Origin of the sequence: Bacillus sp. 7705b (assembly GCF_002289525.1) — a bacterium.
In the GTDB taxonomy this organism is placed as follows: Bacteria; Bacillota; Bacilli; order Bacillales; family Bacillaceae; genus Bacillus; species Bacillus halotolerans.
Window position 1 is genome coordinate 1 of sequence record NZ_NSDH01000009.1, and the last position, 17,038, is coordinate 17,038.

Below are 17,038 nucleotides of genomic sequence, written 5' to 3' on the forward strand. Positions count from 1 at the left end.
TGTTAATAGTAATGAGTATTTGATTTGGTTACATGTATATAAAATAAATCTAAATGTTCTCACTCTTTTCACCTCCAAAACAAAAGGCTGTAAATAGTATTATTATTGTTATTATTGCAATGACGTAGATTCCATACGTGAAAGGAACATCTAAAAATAAAAATTTAAGCGGAGAGTAATTTTGTAAATTTAGTGTGTCTAAAACTATGTCTAAAATCGTGTAAATAAAAAAAGGTATACCAATTATAATATAACGATTTTCCACGAAAAGGCTACAGGTCAAAGCAATTGAAGCAAAAATACCTCCGAAAATAAAACAGTTTCCAATTCTTAAAATGATATATACTAATGGGTGATTGACATATAAATCAGGCAAAAAACTAATAATGGGAATATTACCGAAGTATAAGTTTGGTTTAATAGCTGGTAGTAAAGAGAAATAAACTACTAGATTTAACACAAGCGGAACAATTGAAGCTATTCCACCAATTGCAAAGTTAATGAGAAACTTTCTTATTAAATACTTACTTTTATTTTGTCTTAGTAGAATACTCTTTAAAAATCCACTCTTCTTTTCTTCAATGTAGGAATCTGCGTATGGTACTGACGCTAGCAATGGAAAAACAGTGATAATGATTGAAAGGTATACTTCAGGGTTAAATAAAAACCACCAATTATATACGCCAAGAGGATAATCCCAATAATCAGATGGTTTTAAGTGAATAACATTATTTTCAATTACGTCTAAAAGAGCAATTATTGAACCTAAAATTAAAATGAATAAAGTTGTATTTTTAGTGAATCCTCTAGTTATTAAGCTGTTAAACATTGTAAATCTCCTTTTCATAAAGAATAAGATATGAAAGAATTTAGAAAAACTTTCATATCTTATCATATGAGATTAGATAACCGATTTAGATTGAATCAGGACTCCAAACTCCAGCAGCCCCCCAACTATTAACTGTACCATAACCGGTTGCTTCTATTTTTACTTTAATTGTTTTTTTATAATCCTCATGAGCATAGTTTTTTAAGTATTGTGTTTTAGGGAAAGTACTAAAATTGTTTCCAAACACGTAACGGTAAGGCTTTGAGAACCTTTTTCCAGAGCTAGTAACAAGTTCTGCATAATAATGAACTGAACCAGTCATGCTAATACTTTTAAGTCTCATATAGGCGCTTGTGTTATCACGTTTTTCCCGTGAACTAGTATATTCATATTTCCCTGATGTACTATTGGTGAAGCGAAAAGAAAAATTAGTATCTTTAGTATTTCCTTTAGCACTTGCATTACTCACAGCAAAGCCTGTTAATACAAGACTAACAATAGTTATGGCGCCAATAATTTTTTTGATTTTAGACTTCATATATAATTCCCCTTATCTATAATTTTGACTTTAATTTCAGATGGAATCAGGGCTCCATACGCCACGGGAGTGCCAATTATAACCCGCTGCACCTCTATAGCCTCTTGCTTTAATTTTTACTTTGACAGGAGAACCTTTACTATCTTCCATAGCATAGTTCTTGATATAATGCTTAGCTAATTTAGGATTTTCAGCATCATATGTGCCAAATGTATAGAGTTATATTTGGTTCTTACTGGAGTATAAGCCGTACTATTACCCTTGAATTTAAAATCAAAACTGGAATCACTTGTATTTGCTTTTGCTTGAGCATTAGTTGCAGCAAATCCAGTCAAAACCAACCCAGTAATTGTTATGGCTCCAATAATTTTTTTGAATTTAGTCTTCATATATGATTCTCCTTATTTATAATTTTGACTCTAATTTCAGATGGAATCAGGGCTCCATACGCCACGGGAATGCCAATTATAATTCGCTGATATTCCTCTGTAACCTCTTGCTTTAATTTTCACTTTAACAGGAGAACCTTTACTATCTTCCATAGCATAGTTCTTGATATAATGCTTAGCTAATTTAGGATTTTCAGCATCATATGTGCCAAATGTATATGTCCAAGTCTTAGAGAAATTTTGTCCGTTTGATTTTACAAGAGATGCTTTATAGTATGGATCTCCATCACTAATTGTCTTGACATTAATGTAAGCACTTGTAGAGTTATATTTGGTTCTTACTGGAGTATAAGCCGTACTATTACCCTTGAATTTAAAATCAAAACTGGAATCACTTGTATTTGCTTTTGCTTGAACATTAGTAGTGACAAACCCAGTCACTACTAGAAGTGCAGTTGCAACTGTGTAGGTTAGTTTTTTTAAACTCGTCTTCAAACTTTTCACCTCCTCACGTAAACCTTTAATTAGATTTTCTGTACAATTATACCATAGAATCACGGGATTTAAAGGTTTAAATAGAAAATTAATCTAATTTTAAAGGATTAATTGTACATATTGAAAATGTCTACTTTGTATCTTTAAGTTCTAAATATACTAAATAACTGTTAATTAATAGATATTATTTGAATGTAGTCTATTCTCTAGGTATAGTCGGGGAGGTTTTTTGTAATTAAGAGAGGAAAGGTGAGAGGGATAATATTCAAAAAAGAATATTAGTATGAGTTATTAGAAGTGTTCATATTAGTGAGCTTGTTTTAATACGGTTTTTAGAAGGCAAGATTGCTTTCAATCATTTTGAAATATTCAAGCACCAAGGTTGCTTCAGGAGTAGTCATCAAATGGTTTAAACAAGGTCAATGCAAGAGGCTATCAACAACCCTACTCAAACTTGTTGTATACCATGTTTATTTAGTATGGATTTCAACGAAGAGGAGATCCTAGGTAGGAAAAAGAAGATTAGGGTAATCATGATGAAGTAGACTCAAGACATTCAATCTTAATCTATACCGTTAAGCAAACAAAATAAGCTTTCAAAGTTCCAACTTGATGAGAAAGAAAGGAGTTTAACAAAACTGACTGGAACTGAACATAGTCTTTATTCTATATGTGTACATACAAAAGTAATCAGCATTGGTCATCTCTGAATTTAAGATAGTATTGAACCTGCAAGTGATGCTTGTTTTCTTTTAAAAACTATTAACTTCTCCCGTTCTCAACAAATTTCACAAAACCAAAAAAGAGGCTAAGAAATTTAAATTTCCAGCCTCTTTTTATCGACAGTCTAGTATCTTGTCAGTGCAGATGCAGTGCAGATAAGGTGTTGTGAATTATTAATTATCAGGATACAAAAAGTTATAAAGTTCCTCATGAACTTTTGTTAACTCCTCATCATCTGGTTGGAAGAAATACTTATTACCAATATATAAATCGGAGCCTTTTAAAGTTAATGTTTCAACGTCGCTTCCTTTAAAACCGCTGAAAATTTGTTGAAGTGCCAAAACTTGAGTAATTCTTAGATTCGTTGTTATGTTATTACTTACTTGATCTGCCAAGGTATCAATTTTTGCAAGATTAGAAGGTTTTGATATTTGATCTAACATAGCCATCAAGATTTGTTTTTGTCTATCATTACGCCCGAAGTCTCCCCGAGGATCTTGTTTTCTCATTCGTGCATAAGCAAGAGCCTCTTCTCCATTTAGATGCATGTTCCCTTTTTGAAAATAGAATTTTTTAGATTTTGACGTATCACTTTTTTCATTGAAATCGAATGGAACGTCAACATCGACACCCCCAACCTCATCAATTGTTTTTTTGAAGCCTTTAAAGTCTACAGTAGCGTAATAATCAATAGGTATATCTAAAAGTTTCTCAACAGTTTCAATAGTAGTTTGAGCCCCCCCTGTTCCATAGGCTGCATTAATTCTTGTTTTTGTACCGGAAGTATCACCCGATATTTCGACTCGTGTATCACGAGGTATACTTAGTAACTTCATTGTTTTTTGTTTAGGATTTATTGTGGCAACAATAATAGAATCGGTTCTTCCTCCTTTTCCGCTTGTTGCATAGTCCTCCACTCCTAACAAAAGTACAGAAAAAGGCTGTTTTTTCTTAAGGTCAACTACTTCTTTACGTAATTTCGATTTCTCGCCTCGGTCTAATTCTTTATATGAACTATCAGCTGCTTGAATTGTTTTATATACTTTATAACCAATTAGCCCTGCGAAAACTATAAAAAATAGAAAAAAGAGCAAGAGTATTCGTCTTAAAATAATTTTTCTTTTGTTTTTTTTCTTTCTCACACGAACTTTAACCCGTTCTGGCATTATTTATTCTCCTTTTAATTTTTAACTTGTCTTTCAAGGTATATCAAGATACCCGGTTTAGTATAGCATGATCCATTTGTTAAATTTAAAATCCATTGAGAAAATTCAGAAGTTCTTTTCTCTTCTACATATGCTTCGAATTCAACTTTTTCAGTATAATGGATTTCTTTTAATAGAAAAGGTGATTCCCTTAATTCATTTTCAATCTTGCCAAGCCAAGTATAATCTGCGGAAGTATGCATAACCCTCATAAGCTTCCGTTCTACAACACCTATATGGTTTAATCCTTCAGACACTGACTTCCCATAAGCGCGGATTAAACCGCCTGCTCCCAGCTTTATGCCGCCGAAGTAACGCGTAACAACAGCACAAGTATCCTTAAGTCCGCGTTTTTTTAGCACCTCGAGCATAGGTACTCCTGCGGTGCCGCTCGGTTCTCCGTCATCATTGGCTTTTTGGATATGATCGTTTTCGCCAATTACGTAAGCTGAGCAATTATGAGTTGCATTCCAGTGCTGTTTCTTTATTTTCTGTATAAATTCCTGTGCTTCTTGTTCGGTAGAAACACGGCTTAAATGACAGATAAAACGCGATTTTTCTATAACAATCTCGTGTTCTCCTGCTTCTTTCACAGTAAAATAGCTGTGCAGCATGCTTGCTGACCCCCTGCTAAGCATAAAAGACCGCCTATACAAATTCGTACAGTCTTTAGAATTTTTGTGCGTATTTTGTTATCATAAAGAGTAAGAAGGTACATAAAATTGTTTTTTTCTAGAATATACGCATTCTTTCATTATAATTCGACACAATTTGCAGATCAATTACATTTATAATAAAAATATATGACAACACCGTGACGGAGGGAAATTATGAATAAAACAAAGATGGATTCCAAAGTTTTGGATTCTATTTTAATGAAGATGCTGAAAACCGTTGACGGGAGCAAGGATGAGGTTTTTCAAATCGGAGAGCAGTCACGCCAGCAGTATGAACAGCTGGTCGAAGAACTGAAACAAATTAAACAGCAGGTTTATGAAGTCATCGAGCTTGGTGATAAACTTGAAGTGCAAACCCGCCATGCGCGAAACCGTTTATCCGAGGTCAGCCGCAATTTTCATAGATTCAGTGAAGAAGAAATCCGCAACGCTTATGAAAAAGCCCATAAGCTGCAAGTAGAACTGACGATGATCCAGCAGCGTGAAAAGCAATTGCGCGAACGCCGGGACGATTTGGAACGCAGACTGTTAGGCCTTCAGGAAATCATCGAACGCTCAGAATCACTAGTGAGCCAGATTACGGTCGTGCTGAACTATCTGAATCAGGATCTTCGGGAGGTTGGGCTGCTTCTTGCTGATGCGCAGGCAAAACAGGATTTTGGCTTGAGAATTATTGAAGCGCAGGAAGAAGAGAGAAAAAGAGTCTCGAGAGAAATTCACGACGGTCCTGCACAAATGCTGGCAAATGTTATGATGAGATCGGAATTAATTGAACGGATTTTCCGAGACCGAGGCGCTGAAGACGGATTCCAGGAAATCAAAAATCTCCGACAAAATGTGCGGAATGCTCTTTACGAAGTGAGACGGATTATATATGATTTAAGACCGATGGCCCTTGATGACCTAGGCCTGATTCCAACTTTGCGGAAATATCTATATACAACCGAAGAATATAACGGTAAGGTGAAAATACATTTTCAGTGCATCGGCGATACGGAGGACAAACGACTCGCGCCTCAGTTTGAAGTTGCGCTCTTCAGACTCGCACAGGAAGCTGTATCCAATGCGTTAAAGCATTCTGGATCTGAAGAAATTACAGTCAAAGTTGAGATTACAAAGGATTTTGTGATTTTAATGATAAAAGATAACGGCAAAGGATTTGACCTGAAGGAAGCGAAAGAGAAGAAAAACAAATCATTCGGCTTGCTTGGAATGAAAGAAAGAGTAGATTTATTGGAAGGAACCATGACGATAGATTCAAAAATAGGTCTTGGGACATTTATCATGATTAAGGTTCCGTTATCTCTTTGACTATGATTTGTAAAATAGAGCCAAAAGGCATATTGACCGAATACCAGAGTATATAGAACAATAATACAAGGAGGCGTGGCTTGTGACTAAAGTAAACATTGTTATTATCGACGACCATCAGTTATTTCGTGAAGGTGTTAAGCGGATATTGGATTTTGAACCTACCTTTGAAGTGGTAGCGGAAGGAGACGACGGAGATGAAGCGGCTCGTATTGTTGAGCACTATCATCCTGATGTCGTGATCATGGATATCAATATGCCGAACGTAAATGGCGTGGAAGCTACAAAGCAGCTTGTAGAGCTGTATCCTGAATCTAAAGTAATTATTCTATCAATTCACGATGACGAGAATTATGTAACACATGCCCTGAAAACAGGTGCAAGAGGTTATCTGCTGAAAGAGATGGATGCTGATACACTAATTGAAGCGGTTAAAGTAGTTGCCGAGGGCGGTTCTTACCTTCACCCGAAGGTTACTCACAACCTCGTAAACGAATTCCGACGTCTTGCAACAAGCGGAGTTTCTGCTCATCCTCAGCATGAGGTCTATCCAGAGATTCGCAGACCATTACATATTTTAACAAGACGGGAATGTGAAGTGCTGCAAATGCTTGCAGACGGAAAAAGCAACCGCGGCATCGGTGAATCATTGTTTATCAGTGAAAAAACTGTTAAAAACCATGTCAGCAATATCTTACAAAAAATGAATGTAAACGACCGGACGCAAGCCGTGGTGGTCGCCATTAAAAATGGTTGGGTAGAAATGAGATAGCATGAAATTGGACTTGCCTTTTTGAGGCAGGTCTTTTTTTAGGCTTCTGTTTCCCTTACAATAGAGTCATAAATTGATAAGGCAGGTAACGAAGCTATGAATATTGCAGTAGTAACAGATAGTACGGCATATATTCCAAAAGAAATGCGTGAACAAAATCATATACACATGATTCCTCTCCAGGTTGTTTTTGGGGATGAAACATATCATGAAGAAACAGAAATGGACTGGAGAAGCTTTTACCAAGAAGTGAAAAAGCATACAGAGCTTCCATCCACTTCTCAGCCTGCGATCGGCGAGCTGGTTGCTTTGTATGAAGAGCTCGGCAAGTCATATGATGCGGTGATCAGTATTCATCTTTCTAGCGGAATTAGCGGAACGTTCAGCAGTGCAGCTGCAGCGAATACAATGGTCGATAATATTGAAGTATACCCGTTTGACTCAGAGATCAGCTGTCTGGCTCAAGGGTTTTATGCTCTGAAAGCAGCCGACTTGATCAGAAATGGAGCTTCATCTCCGGAAGATATTATAAAAGAACTGGAAGAAATGAAAAAAACCGTTCGTGCATATTTTATGGTGGATGATTTAACTCATCTTCAGCGAGGCGGACGATTAAGCAGTGCCCAAGCCTTTATTGGGAGTCTTCTCAAGGTAAAGCCTATTCTGCATTTTGACAATAAGGTAATTGTGCCTTTTGAGAAGATCCGCACACGCAAAAAAGCAATTTCGCGGATTTACGAGCTTTTAGATGAAGACGCGAGTAAGGGCATGCCGATGAAAGCTGCCGTTATTCACGCTAATCGAGAAGAAGAAGCATCGAGTATTATTGAAGAGCTCTCTGCAAAATATCCGCATGTTGAATTTTATAACAGCTACTTTGGTGCGGTTATAGGCACTCATCTTGGTGAAGGTGCAATAGGAATCTGCTGGTGTTTTAAATAAATGATGAAATCTCCGTTTTAGAAGCGGAGATTTTTTTATATTCTTTTTTTAGCTGTTAGACAGAATATTTTCATTCCGGCATAATATCTCGCAAGGAGGCCGTACTATGCAGACTAAGACATCAGAATCGAACAGCCTATTCTCTAAAGAACTGCAGCAGCAGTTTCAGGGACGTCATCTGCTTAGAACAGAAATCCCATTTTCTGACGAGATCATTGATTGGCATATCGAGCATGGTTATATATCTGCCGAGGAGTCTATATCAAAAAATAAATGGGGATATAGATGCAATAGATGCGGTCAAAATGATCAACAGTATTTTTCTTCGTATCATTCATCAGGAGAAGATAAAGTATACTGCCGCTCTTGTGTCATGATGGGCAGAGTGAGTGAGGATATTTCTTTATATTCCTGGTGCAAGGAGGCAGAGGCAAACTGGAAGCCTATAAAACTGACTTGGGATGGAAAGCTGTCAAGCGGACAGCAAAAGGCCGCTGACGTCTTAATTGAAGTAATTTCGAAGCAAGAAGAGCTCCTTATTTGGGCTGTTTGCGGCGCAGGTAAAACTGAATTATTATTCCCGGGTATAGAATCGGCATTAAATCTAAGACTGCGTGTTTGTATTGCGACCCCGCGTACCGATGTTGTTTTAGAGCTTGCTCCGAGACTGAAGGCTGCATTTCAGGGTGCTGATATTTCAGTTCTATACGGAGGAAGTGATGACAAAGGGCGTTTATCTCCGCTTATGATTTCCACAACCCATCAGCTTTTGCGCTATAAAGACGCATTCGACGTCATGATCGTTGATGAAGTGGATGCTTTTCCATATTCCGCTGATCAAACTCTTCAATTCGCTGTTCAAAAAGCGAGAAAGAAAAACAGCACTCTTGTTTATCTAAGCGCAACACCTCCTAAAGAATTAAAAAGAAAAACATATAAAGGTGAGTTAAAATCCGTTCGCATACCGGCCAGATACCATCGGAAGCCATTGCCTGAACCGCGCTTTCAGTGGTGCGGAAACTGGAAAAAGAAATTAACCCGAAACAAAATCCCAAATGCGGTAAAAAGATGGATAGAACAGCATGTGAAAGAAGGAAGGCCCGTTTTTTTATTTGTTCCTTCCATTTCTGTTCTGGTAAAAGCTGCTTCCTGTTTTAAAAACATGAATTATCGAACAGCGGCTGTACATGCGGAAGATAAGCTCAGAAAAGAAAAAGTGCAGCAATTTCGAGACGGTCAGTTTGATCTGTTAATCACAACAACAATATTGGAAAGAGGTGTCACAGTTCCTATGGTCCAAACAGGCATCTTAGGGGCAGAATCGCCCATCTTTACGGAAAGCGCGCTTGTGCAAATCGCGGGAAGGACAGGACGGCATAAAGAACATGCAGACGGCGATGTCATTTATTTTCACTTCGGAAAAACAAAGAGTATGATAGAGGCAAGAAAACATATAAAAATAATGAATGAATTGGCTTTAAAAAATAAATTGATAGACTAGTTAATATTTAAAAACATGATACAGTATACTCATATAACTAATGAGGAGCTGTAAAAATGCTTGTCAATTCAAAAGAAATCATGATGGAAGAACTTCTTGACCGATATATGGATCAGCTTCATATGACCTGCACTTGCCAAGTATGCAAAAATGATGTACTTGCACTTTCTTTAAACCAAGTAAGACCAGCTTACGTCACTGATTTAAAAAAGATTGCATATACGAAAGCTGAGCTGGTAGATAAACAGAAAAACACGGCTATGCTTGTGATTTTGGCTGAATCAGCTGCTGTGGTATCGGAGAATCCGAGTGATCAATGCGAAACGAGACAGGAGGAGGCTCTAAAAAACTGATCTGTCTATTATGTGATTCACAATTTTCTCAAGCTGTTTCATGGTGCTCACTATTCTTATTAAAACCTGACGACAGGGTCTGTCAGTCCTGCAGAAACAAATTACAGATCATCAAAGGGGCCATCTGTCCGCTTTGCGGCAGGCCTCAAACCGCTCATGAAGTGTGTGCGGATTGCGAGGCATGGAAATCAAGAATAGATGACGGCTTAAGGCTCAGTCAAAACCGTTCTGTTTACTTATATAATGACATGATGAAAGAAACGCTCGCCCGAATGAAATTCAGGGGAGATGCAGCAATAATAAGCGCTTTTAAAAATGACTTTTCCTCAGAATTCTCTGCTGTCTATCCAGATAAACGCCTTGTGCTCGTTCCCATTCCGTTAAGCGAAGAACGGAAAGCAGAACGCGGCTTTAACCAGTCACAAATGCTTGCTGAATGCTTAAACCGGCCCATCCTCAATCCTCTCATCCGCCTGAATAATGAAAAGCAGTCTAAGAAAAAGAAAACGGAGCGCCTGCTTTCAGAGCATGTTTTTGAAACAAAAAACAGCTCCGTTGAGGGTATGGATATCGTTTTAATCGACGATCTTTATACTACGGGCGCCACTTTGCACTATGCTGCCCGCTGTTTATTGGAGAAAGGCAAAGCTGGTTCTGTGTCATCTTTTACCTTAGTGAGAAGCTAAATGATTCAATTTTTGTGCCGATATAATGTCTAGAAATTACTGCAGGCATATTAATGAATAAGGAGTAAACATGATGGGTGAACTGGCGAATTGTCCGAAATGCAATGCTTTATTTTTAAAAACAAAGCTGCAAACCGTGTGTCAGGCGTGTATTAAGGAAGAAGAAAAATCATTTGAGACTGTGTATAAATTTTTAAGGAAACAGGAAAACAGGCAATCAACACTGAGCCGCATAACTGAGGAAACAGGTGTGGAGGAAGAGCTGATTTTAAAATTCATCAGGCAAAAGCGAATCCAAATCACTCATCTGCCGAATTTGGCATACCCTTGTGAAAGGTGCGGGACATCGATTAGGGAAGGCAAGTTCTGCAAGGCTTGCCAGTCCGATATAAAGGATCAAATAGATCATCTGAACCAAGAATCCGCATTGAAAACAGAACGGGAAAATAGTAAAAAAGACACATACTATGCCTATAATACCAAAAACAGCTGATTCCCTAAACTAACTGAAAACGCAGTCGATAAAAGGGTTAGATTGTTTAAAGACTGCAACGGAAAGCGAGAGGAATCCTATGAAAATCAATCAATTTGGAACACAATCCGTTAATCCATACCAAAAAAATTACGAAAAGCAAGCAGTGCAAAAAAATGCTGCACAGCCTAAAGATAAAATCGAAATTTCATCGCAGGCTAAAGAGCTGCAAAATGCATCCGACGCAGTCACTGGTTCACGCCAGGAAAAAATCGCGCAGCTAAAAGCGCAAATTGAAAACGGGTCATACAAAGTAGACGCAAATCATATAGCGAAAAATATGATTAATTTTTATAAAAAGCAATAAAAAAGGAGAAAGCCCATGTCAGCAAAGCCAATTATTGAACAATTGAAGCGACTTTGCGTTCTGCATGAGCATCTGCTCACGCTGTCTGAGGAAAAGACGGAAGCGCTCAAAGCCGGCAAAACAAAAGAGCTTTCTAACATTTTGACAAAGGAACAAAAGTATATTCAAGCTATCGGACAGACAGAAGATGACCGGATCAAAGCGACTTCCGCCTTTCTCGGATTCAGCGAAAATAACACCATTTCTGCTTGTATCGCCAAAACTTCAGGCAGTGAAAAGGAAGAGCTGGAACAACTATATAAAGCTCTTTCTAACGTTCTCGGACATCTGAAAGAAGTGAATGAGATGAATAGGCAGTTGACGAGAGACGCGCTGCAATTCATCTCTATTTCGTACGATATGCTGGTTCCTAAGGAAAATAATTTCAATTACAGCAAATCAATTAAAGCTGAGCTTCCAAAGAGCAGCCGGATGAAACTTTTTGATTCAAAAGCTTAGCAGAAAGGAATTCAGAATATGACATCTACCTTTATGGGTCTTGAAACTGCAAGGCGGGCGTTAAGCGCTCAGCAAGCAGCGTTAAGCACTACTGCAAATAATGTGGCAAATGCCAATACTGATGGTTATACAAGACAGCGAGTCTCATTAGAGGCAACGGACTATTTCCCTGCTGTATCAAAAAATGCAGAAAAAACTGCGGGACAAATGGGAACGGGTGTACAAGGCAAGTCAGTTGAAAGAATCAGAGACATCTTTCTTGACTACCAATACCGCCTCCAAAACAGCAGTTCTGGATATTATGACACGAAGGCTAAAGCCCTGTCCCAAATGGAAGGGATTATGAATGAGACTGGTGGCAGCGGATTAAACAGTGTGCTAAATTCATTTTGGAATTCTCTGCAAGAACTATCCAATAATGCAAATGAGGACAGTGCGCGTTCTGTTGTCTCTCAAAAAGGACAGGCTGTTGCTGATACGTTTAATCATATTTCTGAGTCCCTTACAAAAGTTCAATCAAATTTAAAAGCAGAACTAGATACTAGTGTACTAGATGTTAATTCACTGCTATCTCAATTAAACAGTCTCAATAAGCAAATTGCACAGGTAGAACCAGTCGGTCTGCTTCCGAATGGTTTATACGATCAACGTGATTTGCTGATTGATAAATTATCTTCAATTGTTGATGTCAAAGTGAGCTACAACAAATCAGGCGGGAATGCGCTTGCTTCTTCGGAAGGAACTGTATCGATCGAAATCCTGGATAAAAATAAACAGTCGCTGGGAACTGTTCTGGACGGAAAAAATTATGAGGTTTCAGAGCTGAAAGCTAACTATGATAATGAAACGGGCTTAGTGACAAGTATTTCAATTGGAGACACTGCGGTTCAAGCTGAGTCGTTCAGCAGCAATGGATCACTGTTAGGATTTATACAGTCTTATGGATATGTCACGGCAGACGGCAAAGAAAAGGGCATATATCCGGAGATGCTTTCAGATCTTGATAATATGGCGCTCGAATTTGCAAAAGCTTTCAATGAAGTACACCGAAATGGTCTGACAGAGAGCGGTGAACAAGGCGGGGACTTTTTTGATTTTACCGGGGGTGAAACTGAGCCGGCAAAAGGCGCAGCAGGTAAGATTAAAGTCACTGACAGCATAAAAGATTCAAAAGGCGCGAATATCGCTTTCTCACTTACTGGAGCAGCAAACGATAATTCAAACGCAACGAATTTAGCAAATGTGTTAACTGGGGACATCACCATTAACGGAAAAGAAACGAGTGTGCTAGATTATTATGCTGGTCTCATTGGCGAGCTGGGGATCAAAGCTCAAGAGGCGAATCGGCTGGCATCTAATACAGAAACACAGCTGAATGATGCAGACATAAACCGTCAGCAAATGAGCGCTGTTTCTTTAGATGAAGAAATGACCAATATGATTCAATTCCAACACGCATACAATGCTGCCGCAAGAATGGTAACGTTACAAGACGAAATCCTTGATAAAGTAATTAATGGCATGGGTGTCGGGGGAAGGTAGGTAGATCAAATGAGAGTAACACAAGGGATGATTCAGCAAAACTCATTGAGATATATCGGTTCAAGCTACTCAAAGCTGGATAAACTTCAATCACAGATTTCTTCCGGAAAAAAAATCTCAAAAGCTTCCGATGATCCAGTAGTAGCTATGAAAAGCTTAAAGTACAATACGCAATTATCTCAAGTTCAGCAATACCAAAGTAATGCTTCTCAAGCCTTTACTTGGCTTGAAAACACAGAAACAAACATTACTGAAGGAATTGACATTATGTCAAAGGTCAGAGAGTTAGCTGTTCAAGCTAAGAATGACACAAATGGTGGAGCAGAATTGCAAGCTATTGGTGTAGAAGTAAAACAATTAAAAGAACAGCTCTTAAATATTGCTAATACACAAGTGAACGGCAGATATATCTTCAATGGCACTAATTCAGATACACCTCCAGTTAAAGACAACGGTGACGGAACTTATACGATTTCTGATACCGCTGACGTTATTGTCAATATATCGGATAATATGTCATTAAAGGTGAACTCAGATCCGAAGGCAGCCTTTGGCGGTACTTCTGGAAGCGGACAAAATGTGTTTGAAATGCTTAATTCATTTGAGACAGCACTTAATTCAGGCTCTTTGGACGATGTGGACAGCGTTTTAGATGATATTGATCAATTTTCTGACGGTATGAGTGCAGAACGATCTGATATTGGAGCGAGATATAACCGTCTTGAACTGATTAATACAAGACTTTCAGCTCAAGAAGAAACAGCTACAAAAGTGTTGTCAGACAATGAAGACGTAGAACTGGAAGAAATAATAACTGAATTTATTGCGCAGCAAAGCGTGCACAGGGCTACTCTGGCTGTAAATGCGCAAATTGTTCAGCCTACATTGATCGACTTTTTAAAGTAAGCGGCTCTCAGGAGTTCGCTTTTTTTATAGTTTAGGAGGTAGAGTGATGCAAATTCCCAGATTGATTATGCATAGTGTTCAAGGGAAAATTGGTTTAACAACGACGCCTGCCAGCTTAAAAATAGAGCAGCCGCAAGCCGACTTGGAAATTGAACAGCCAAGCCCGGAAATGGAAATATCGGTGACCCCGGGAAAACTCACGATTGACCAGACGCAAGCATGGGAAGAATTAGACAGAAAGCATATATCCAAAAGAATCGAAGAAGCTGCCCAACAAGGGCATGAGGATGTAATGGAGGGGATAGCCCGTACCGCAGAAGAAGGAGACGAGCTTATGAGAATTGAAAATAAGGGGAACCCAATCGCTTCACAAGCAAAGAGGAACTCTGAGATGCACCAAATTCAATTAGGCGAACATTATGCTCCTTCTCTTTCAAGGGTGAAAATACAATATACTCCGTCACAGCTTAATGTTCAGATTACGCCGCGAAAGCCTGTTATTCAGGCTGAACCGCATAAGCCGATTGTTGAATATATGCCGGGAAACGTTAAGATTGACATGCTCCAATACCCTGATTTAAATATAGATGTAGAATACCCGAAAAAATCACTAGAAAAGTAAAAAGAAAAGGATCGTGAACAATGATCATTCATACTAAGTACCATGGCCAAATGAACGTGAAAGAAGAACAAATCATTCTTTTTGAAAACGGGATTCCAGGTTTTGTTGAAGAAAAACAGTTTGTCATTCTTCCGCTTTCAGAAGACTCTCCATTCGTGGCGCTGCAGTCCGTCACTTCAGAGAATCTTGCGTTCATCGTTGTAAGTCCGTTTATCTTTTTTAAGAATTATGAATTTGACCTTGATGAATCAACTGCTGAACTTTTGGATATCGATAATATTGAAGACGTAGAAGTCATGACATTATTGACCATGGAAGAGCCATTCGAAAAAACTACTGCTAATTTATTGGCTCCTATTATTGTGAATCGCAAGAACATGCTGGCTAAGCAAGTCGTTTTACACGACTCCCCATATACGACAAAGCATCCGATTGGAGGAGAATCATGCTAGTTTTATCGCGGAAATTAAACGAAGCGATTCAAATAGGTGCTGATATTGAAGTGAAAGTCATTGCGGTTGAGGGTGACCAAGTGAAGCTGGGAATTGACGCCCCAAAGCATATTGATATTCACAGGAAAGAAATATATTTGACCATTCAGGAAGAAAATAATCGAGCGGCAGCGTTATCCAGCGATGTGATCTCCGCATTATCCTCACAAAAAAAGTGAGGATTTTTTTTATTTTTGTATTAACAAAATCAGAGACAATCCGATATTAATGATGTAGCCGGGAGGAGACGCAAGCACTCCGCCAGTTACAAAAAAACAAGGCACAAGGACGTGCCTTAACAACATATTCAGGGAGGAACAAAACAATGAGAATTAACCACAATATCGCAGCACTTAACACACTGAATCGTTTGGGTTCAAACAACGGCGCAGCACAAAAGAACATGGAGAAACTTTCTTCAGGTCTTCGTATCAACCGTGCGGGAGATGACGCAGCAGGTCTTGCGATCTCTGAAAAAATGAGAGGGCAAATCAGAGGTCTTGAAATGGCTTCTAAAAACTCTCAAGACGGAATCTCTCTTATCCAAACAGCTGAGGGTGCATTGACTGAAACTCATGCAATCCTTCAACGTATGCGTGAACTTACTGTTCAAGCAGGAAACACAGGCACACAACAAGAAGAAGATCTTGGTGCAATTAAAGATGAAATGGATGCACTTATCTCTGAAATTGACGGTATTTCAAATCGTACTGAATTTAACGGTAAAAAATTGTTAGATGGATCTTCTGCTACTGATGGTTTTACATTCCAAATTGGTGCAAATGCTGGCCAACAACTAAATGTTAAAATTGACAGCATGTCAGCAACTGCTTTAGGAGTAAACACTCTTGATGTAACAGATTTCGCTGCTACTCCTTTTGATACTCAACTTCAAAGTATTGATACTGCAATCAATAAGGTATCTACTCAACGTGCTAAACTTGGTGCGGTACAAAACCGTCTTGAGCATACAATCAACAACTTAGGCGCTTCTGGTGAAAACCTGACAGCTGCTGAGTCTCGTATCCGTGACGTTGACATGGCTAAAGAGATGAGCGAGTTCACAAAGAACAACATTCTTTCTCAAGCTTCTCAAGCTATGCTCGCTCAAGCGAACCAACAGCCTCAAAACGTACTTCAATTGTTACGTTAATTTTGAAAAAGACCTTGGCGTTTGCCGGGGTCTTTTTTTATATTCCTAACTCCAAATCTTCCCCCTGGCTGTCTATAACTCGTGATATAATAATCGGATTCTCCACTAACCTATAAAAGTATTTCCAAACAAGAATTCTAAAACAGATGAGTTTTTTTCCATAAATATGTGTAATCTTATCTCGACTTAGTCGATATAAACGATAGATTGGGACATAGGGGATGATCAATTGAACATTGAAAGACTCACTACGTTACAACCTGTTTGGGATCGTTATGATACTCAAATACATAATCAGAAAGATCATGAGAGTGAGGTTCCTGTTCATCAAGTTTCATATACCAATCTTGCTGAAATGGTAGGGGAAATGAACAAGCTTTTGGAACCTTCGCAAGTTCACCTGAAGTTTGAGCTCCATGAGAAGTTAAAAGAATACTATGTAAAAGTAATAGAGGACTCTACAAATGAAGTCGTCCGCGAGATTCCGCCGAAACGGTGGCTTGATTTTTATGCGGCTATGACTGAATTTCTTGGGTTATTTGTAGATGAAAAAAAGTAGATGAGGA

The 17,038-nt window shown here is 38.5% G+C and carries 22 protein-coding genes; 16 read left to right on the forward strand and 6 right to left on the reverse strand.

Features of this window, described 5'->3' with window-relative positions; all coding sequences use genetic code 11:
• Positions 1 to 49 precede the first annotated feature (49 nt).
• The 6 genes from CJU60_RS03010 to CJU60_RS03035 form a co-directional block, all read right to left on the reverse strand.
• The gene (locus CJU60_RS03010; protein WP_095712902.1) at positions 50 to 829 is read right to left on the reverse strand and encodes a membrane-spanning protein; all 780 of its coding nucleotides are present in this window, start codon (positions 827 to 829) and stop codon (positions 50 to 52) included.
• Positions 830 to 914: 85 nt separating this feature from the next.
• The gene (locus tag CJU60_RS03015; RefSeq protein ID WP_095712903.1) at positions 915 to 1,367 is read right to left on the reverse strand and encodes a hypothetical protein; all 453 of its coding nucleotides are present in this window, start codon (positions 1,365 to 1,367) and stop codon (positions 915 to 917) included.
• A gap of 176 nt (positions 1,368 to 1,543) precedes the next feature.
• Complete coding sequence (locus CJU60_RS21705) at positions 1,544 to 1,756, reverse strand: hypothetical protein (protein ID WP_255237947.1); 213 nt, start codon at positions 1,754 to 1,756, stop codon at positions 1,544 to 1,546.
• A gap of 36 nt (positions 1,757 to 1,792) precedes the next feature.
• Positions 1,793 to 2,251, reverse strand: a complete 459-nt coding sequence (locus CJU60_RS03025) for a hypothetical protein (RefSeq protein WP_095712904.1) — start codon at positions 2,249 to 2,251, stop codon at positions 1,793 to 1,795.
• Between the two features lie 896 nt (positions 2,252 to 3,147).
• Entirely contained in the window at positions 3,148 to 4,140 is a 993-nt protein-coding gene (locus CJU60_RS03030; RefSeq protein WP_095712905.1) for an LCP family protein, read from the reverse strand.
• A gap of 14 nt (positions 4,141 to 4,154) precedes the next feature.
• Positions 4,155 to 4,793, reverse strand: coding sequence for a YigZ family protein (locus CJU60_RS03035; protein ID WP_095712906.1), 639 nt, complete (start codon positions 4,791 to 4,793; stop codon positions 4,155 to 4,157).
• Between the two features lie 216 nt (positions 4,794 to 5,009).
• Here CJU60_RS03035 and degS point away from each other — a divergent pair, with 216 nt between their 5' ends.
• From degS to flaG, 16 genes are all read left to right on the forward strand, one after another.
• The gene (gene degS / locus CJU60_RS03040) at positions 5,010 to 6,167 is read left to right on the forward strand and encodes a two-component sensor histidine kinase DegS (protein WP_024123030.1); all 1,158 of its coding nucleotides are present in this window, start codon (positions 5,010 to 5,012) and stop codon (positions 6,165 to 6,167) included.
• Between the two features lie 82 nt (positions 6,168 to 6,249).
• Complete coding sequence (degU, locus tag CJU60_RS03045; protein WP_003219701.1) at positions 6,250 to 6,939, forward strand: two-component system response regulator DegU; 690 nt, start codon at positions 6,250 to 6,252, stop codon at positions 6,937 to 6,939.
• A 96-nt stretch (positions 6,940 to 7,035) separates the two neighbouring features.
• On the forward strand, positions 7,036 to 7,881 hold the full coding sequence (locus CJU60_RS03050) for a DegV family protein (protein WP_095712907.1): 846 nt from the start codon (positions 7,036 to 7,038) through the stop codon (positions 7,879 to 7,881).
• 106 nt (positions 7,882 to 7,987) lie between these two features.
• Complete coding sequence (comFA, locus tag CJU60_RS03055) at positions 7,988 to 9,382, forward strand: ATP-dependent helicase ComFA (protein ID WP_095712908.1); 1,395 nt, start codon at positions 7,988 to 7,990, stop codon at positions 9,380 to 9,382.
• Between the two features lie 56 nt (positions 9,383 to 9,438).
• Positions 9,439 to 9,735: a late competence protein ComFB gene (gene comFB, locus CJU60_RS03060; protein ID WP_059292436.1), complete on the forward strand. Its 297-nt coding sequence runs from the start codon at positions 9,439 to 9,441 to the stop codon at positions 9,733 to 9,735.
• Positions 9,699 to 10,421 (forward strand): amidophosphoribosyltransferase, encoded by a 723-nt coding sequence (locus CJU60_RS03065; protein WP_024123027.1) that lies wholly within the window; start codon positions 9,699 to 9,701, stop codon positions 10,419 to 10,421. Before comFB ends, CJU60_RS03065 begins: the two co-directional genes overlap by 37 nt.
• Before the next feature lie 73 nt (positions 10,422 to 10,494).
• Positions 10,495 to 10,914 (forward strand): TIGR03826 family flagellar region protein, encoded by a 420-nt coding sequence (locus CJU60_RS03070; protein WP_024123026.1) that lies wholly within the window; start codon positions 10,495 to 10,497, stop codon positions 10,912 to 10,914.
• A gap of 79 nt (positions 10,915 to 10,993) precedes the next feature.
• Positions 10,994 to 11,260, forward strand: coding sequence for a flagellar biosynthesis anti-sigma factor FlgM (flgM, locus tag CJU60_RS03075; RefSeq protein ID WP_095712909.1), 267 nt, complete (start codon positions 10,994 to 10,996; stop codon positions 11,258 to 11,260).
• A gap of 15 nt (positions 11,261 to 11,275) precedes the next feature.
• A complete protein-coding gene (flgN, locus tag CJU60_RS03080; protein ID WP_095712910.1) occupies positions 11,276 to 11,758 on the forward strand; it encodes a flagellar protein FlgN in 483 nt (160 codons plus the stop codon).
• An 18-nt stretch (positions 11,759 to 11,776) separates the two neighbouring features.
• Positions 11,777 to 13,300, forward strand: coding sequence for a flagellar hook-associated protein FlgK (gene flgK / locus CJU60_RS03085; protein WP_095712911.1), 1,524 nt, complete (start codon positions 11,777 to 11,779; stop codon positions 13,298 to 13,300).
• Between the two features lie 9 nt (positions 13,301 to 13,309).
• Positions 13,310 to 14,206: a flagellar hook-associated protein FlgL gene (gene flgL, locus CJU60_RS03090; RefSeq protein ID WP_095712912.1), complete on the forward strand. Its 897-nt coding sequence runs from the start codon at positions 13,310 to 13,312 to the stop codon at positions 14,204 to 14,206.
• 46 nt (positions 14,207 to 14,252) lie between these two features.
• A complete protein-coding gene (locus CJU60_RS03095) occupies positions 14,253 to 14,828 on the forward strand; it encodes a DUF6470 family protein (RefSeq protein WP_095712913.1) in 576 nt (191 codons plus the stop codon).
• Positions 14,829 to 14,848: 20 nt separating this feature from the next.
• Positions 14,849 to 15,280, forward strand: a complete 432-nt coding sequence (gene fliW / locus CJU60_RS03100) for a flagellar assembly protein FliW (protein ID WP_095712914.1) — start codon at positions 14,849 to 14,851, stop codon at positions 15,278 to 15,280.
• Complete coding sequence (gene csrA / locus CJU60_RS03105; RefSeq protein WP_095712915.1) at positions 15,274 to 15,498, forward strand: carbon storage regulator CsrA; 225 nt, start codon at positions 15,274 to 15,276, stop codon at positions 15,496 to 15,498. The genes fliW and csrA overlap by 7 nt, the downstream gene beginning before the upstream one ends.
• 146 nt (positions 15,499 to 15,644) lie before the next feature.
• On the forward strand, positions 15,645 to 16,472 hold the full coding sequence (gene hag / locus CJU60_RS03110) for a flagellin Hag (RefSeq protein ID WP_095712916.1): 828 nt from the start codon (positions 15,645 to 15,647) through the stop codon (positions 16,470 to 16,472).
• Positions 16,473 to 16,701: 229 nt separating this feature from the next.
• Positions 16,702 to 17,031, forward strand: a complete 330-nt coding sequence (flaG, locus tag CJU60_RS03115; RefSeq protein WP_095712917.1) for a flagellar protein FlaG — start codon at positions 16,702 to 16,704, stop codon at positions 17,029 to 17,031.
• Positions 17,032 to 17,038 lie beyond the last annotated feature (7 nt).

Excerpts from the sequence above, each read along its gene's own strand:
- CJU60_RS03010 (WP_095712902.1), bottom strand. The coding sequence starts at position 829 with ATGTTTAACAGCTTAATAACTAGAGGATTCACTAAAAATACAACTTTA.
- CJU60_RS03015 (WP_095712903.1), bottom strand. The coding sequence starts at position 1,367 with ATGAAGTCTAAAATCAAAAAAATTATTGGCGCCATAACTATTGTTAGT.
- CJU60_RS21705 (WP_255237947.1), bottom strand. The coding sequence starts at position 1,756 with ATGAAGACTAAATTCAAAAAAATTATTGGAGCCATAACAATTACTGGG.
- CJU60_RS03030 (WP_095712905.1), bottom strand. The coding sequence starts at position 4,140 with ATGCCAGAACGGGTTAAAGTTCGTGTGAGAAAGAAAAAAAACAAAAGA.
- CJU60_RS03035 (WP_095712906.1), bottom strand. The coding sequence starts at position 4,793 with ATGCTGCACAGCTATTTTACTGTGAAAGAAGCAGGAGAACACGAGATT.
- degS (WP_024123030.1), top strand. The coding sequence starts at position 5,010 with ATGAATAAAACAAAGATGGATTCCAAAGTTTTGGATTCTATTTTAATG.
- CJU60_RS03050 (WP_095712907.1), top strand. The coding sequence starts at position 7,036 with ATGAATATTGCAGTAGTAACAGATAGTACGGCATATATTCCAAAAGAA.
- comFA (WP_095712908.1), top strand. The coding sequence starts at position 7,988 with ATGCAGACTAAGACATCAGAATCGAACAGCCTATTCTCTAAAGAACTG.
- comFB (WP_059292436.1), top strand. The coding sequence starts at position 9,439 with ATGCTTGTCAATTCAAAAGAAATCATGATGGAAGAACTTCTTGACCGA.
- CJU60_RS03065 (WP_024123027.1), top strand. The coding sequence starts at position 9,699 with ATGCGAAACGAGACAGGAGGAGGCTCTAAAAAACTGATCTGTCTATTA.
- CJU60_RS03070 (WP_024123026.1), top strand. The coding sequence starts at position 10,495 with ATGGGTGAACTGGCGAATTGTCCGAAATGCAATGCTTTATTTTTAAAA.
- flgM (WP_095712909.1), top strand. The coding sequence starts at position 10,994 with ATGAAAATCAATCAATTTGGAACACAATCCGTTAATCCATACCAAAAA.
- flgN (WP_095712910.1), top strand. The coding sequence starts at position 11,276 with ATGTCAGCAAAGCCAATTATTGAACAATTGAAGCGACTTTGCGTTCTG.
- flgK (WP_095712911.1), top strand. The coding sequence starts at position 11,777 with ATGACATCTACCTTTATGGGTCTTGAAACTGCAAGGCGGGCGTTAAGC.
- flgL (WP_095712912.1), top strand. The coding sequence starts at position 13,310 with ATGAGAGTAACACAAGGGATGATTCAGCAAAACTCATTGAGATATATC.
- CJU60_RS03095 (WP_095712913.1), top strand. The coding sequence starts at position 14,253 with ATGCAAATTCCCAGATTGATTATGCATAGTGTTCAAGGGAAAATTGGT.
- fliW (WP_095712914.1), top strand. The coding sequence starts at position 14,849 with ATGATCATTCATACTAAGTACCATGGCCAAATGAACGTGAAAGAAGAA.
- csrA (WP_095712915.1), top strand. The coding sequence starts at position 15,274 with ATGCTAGTTTTATCGCGGAAATTAAACGAAGCGATTCAAATAGGTGCT.
- hag (WP_095712916.1), top strand. The coding sequence starts at position 15,645 with ATGAGAATTAACCACAATATCGCAGCACTTAACACACTGAATCGTTTG.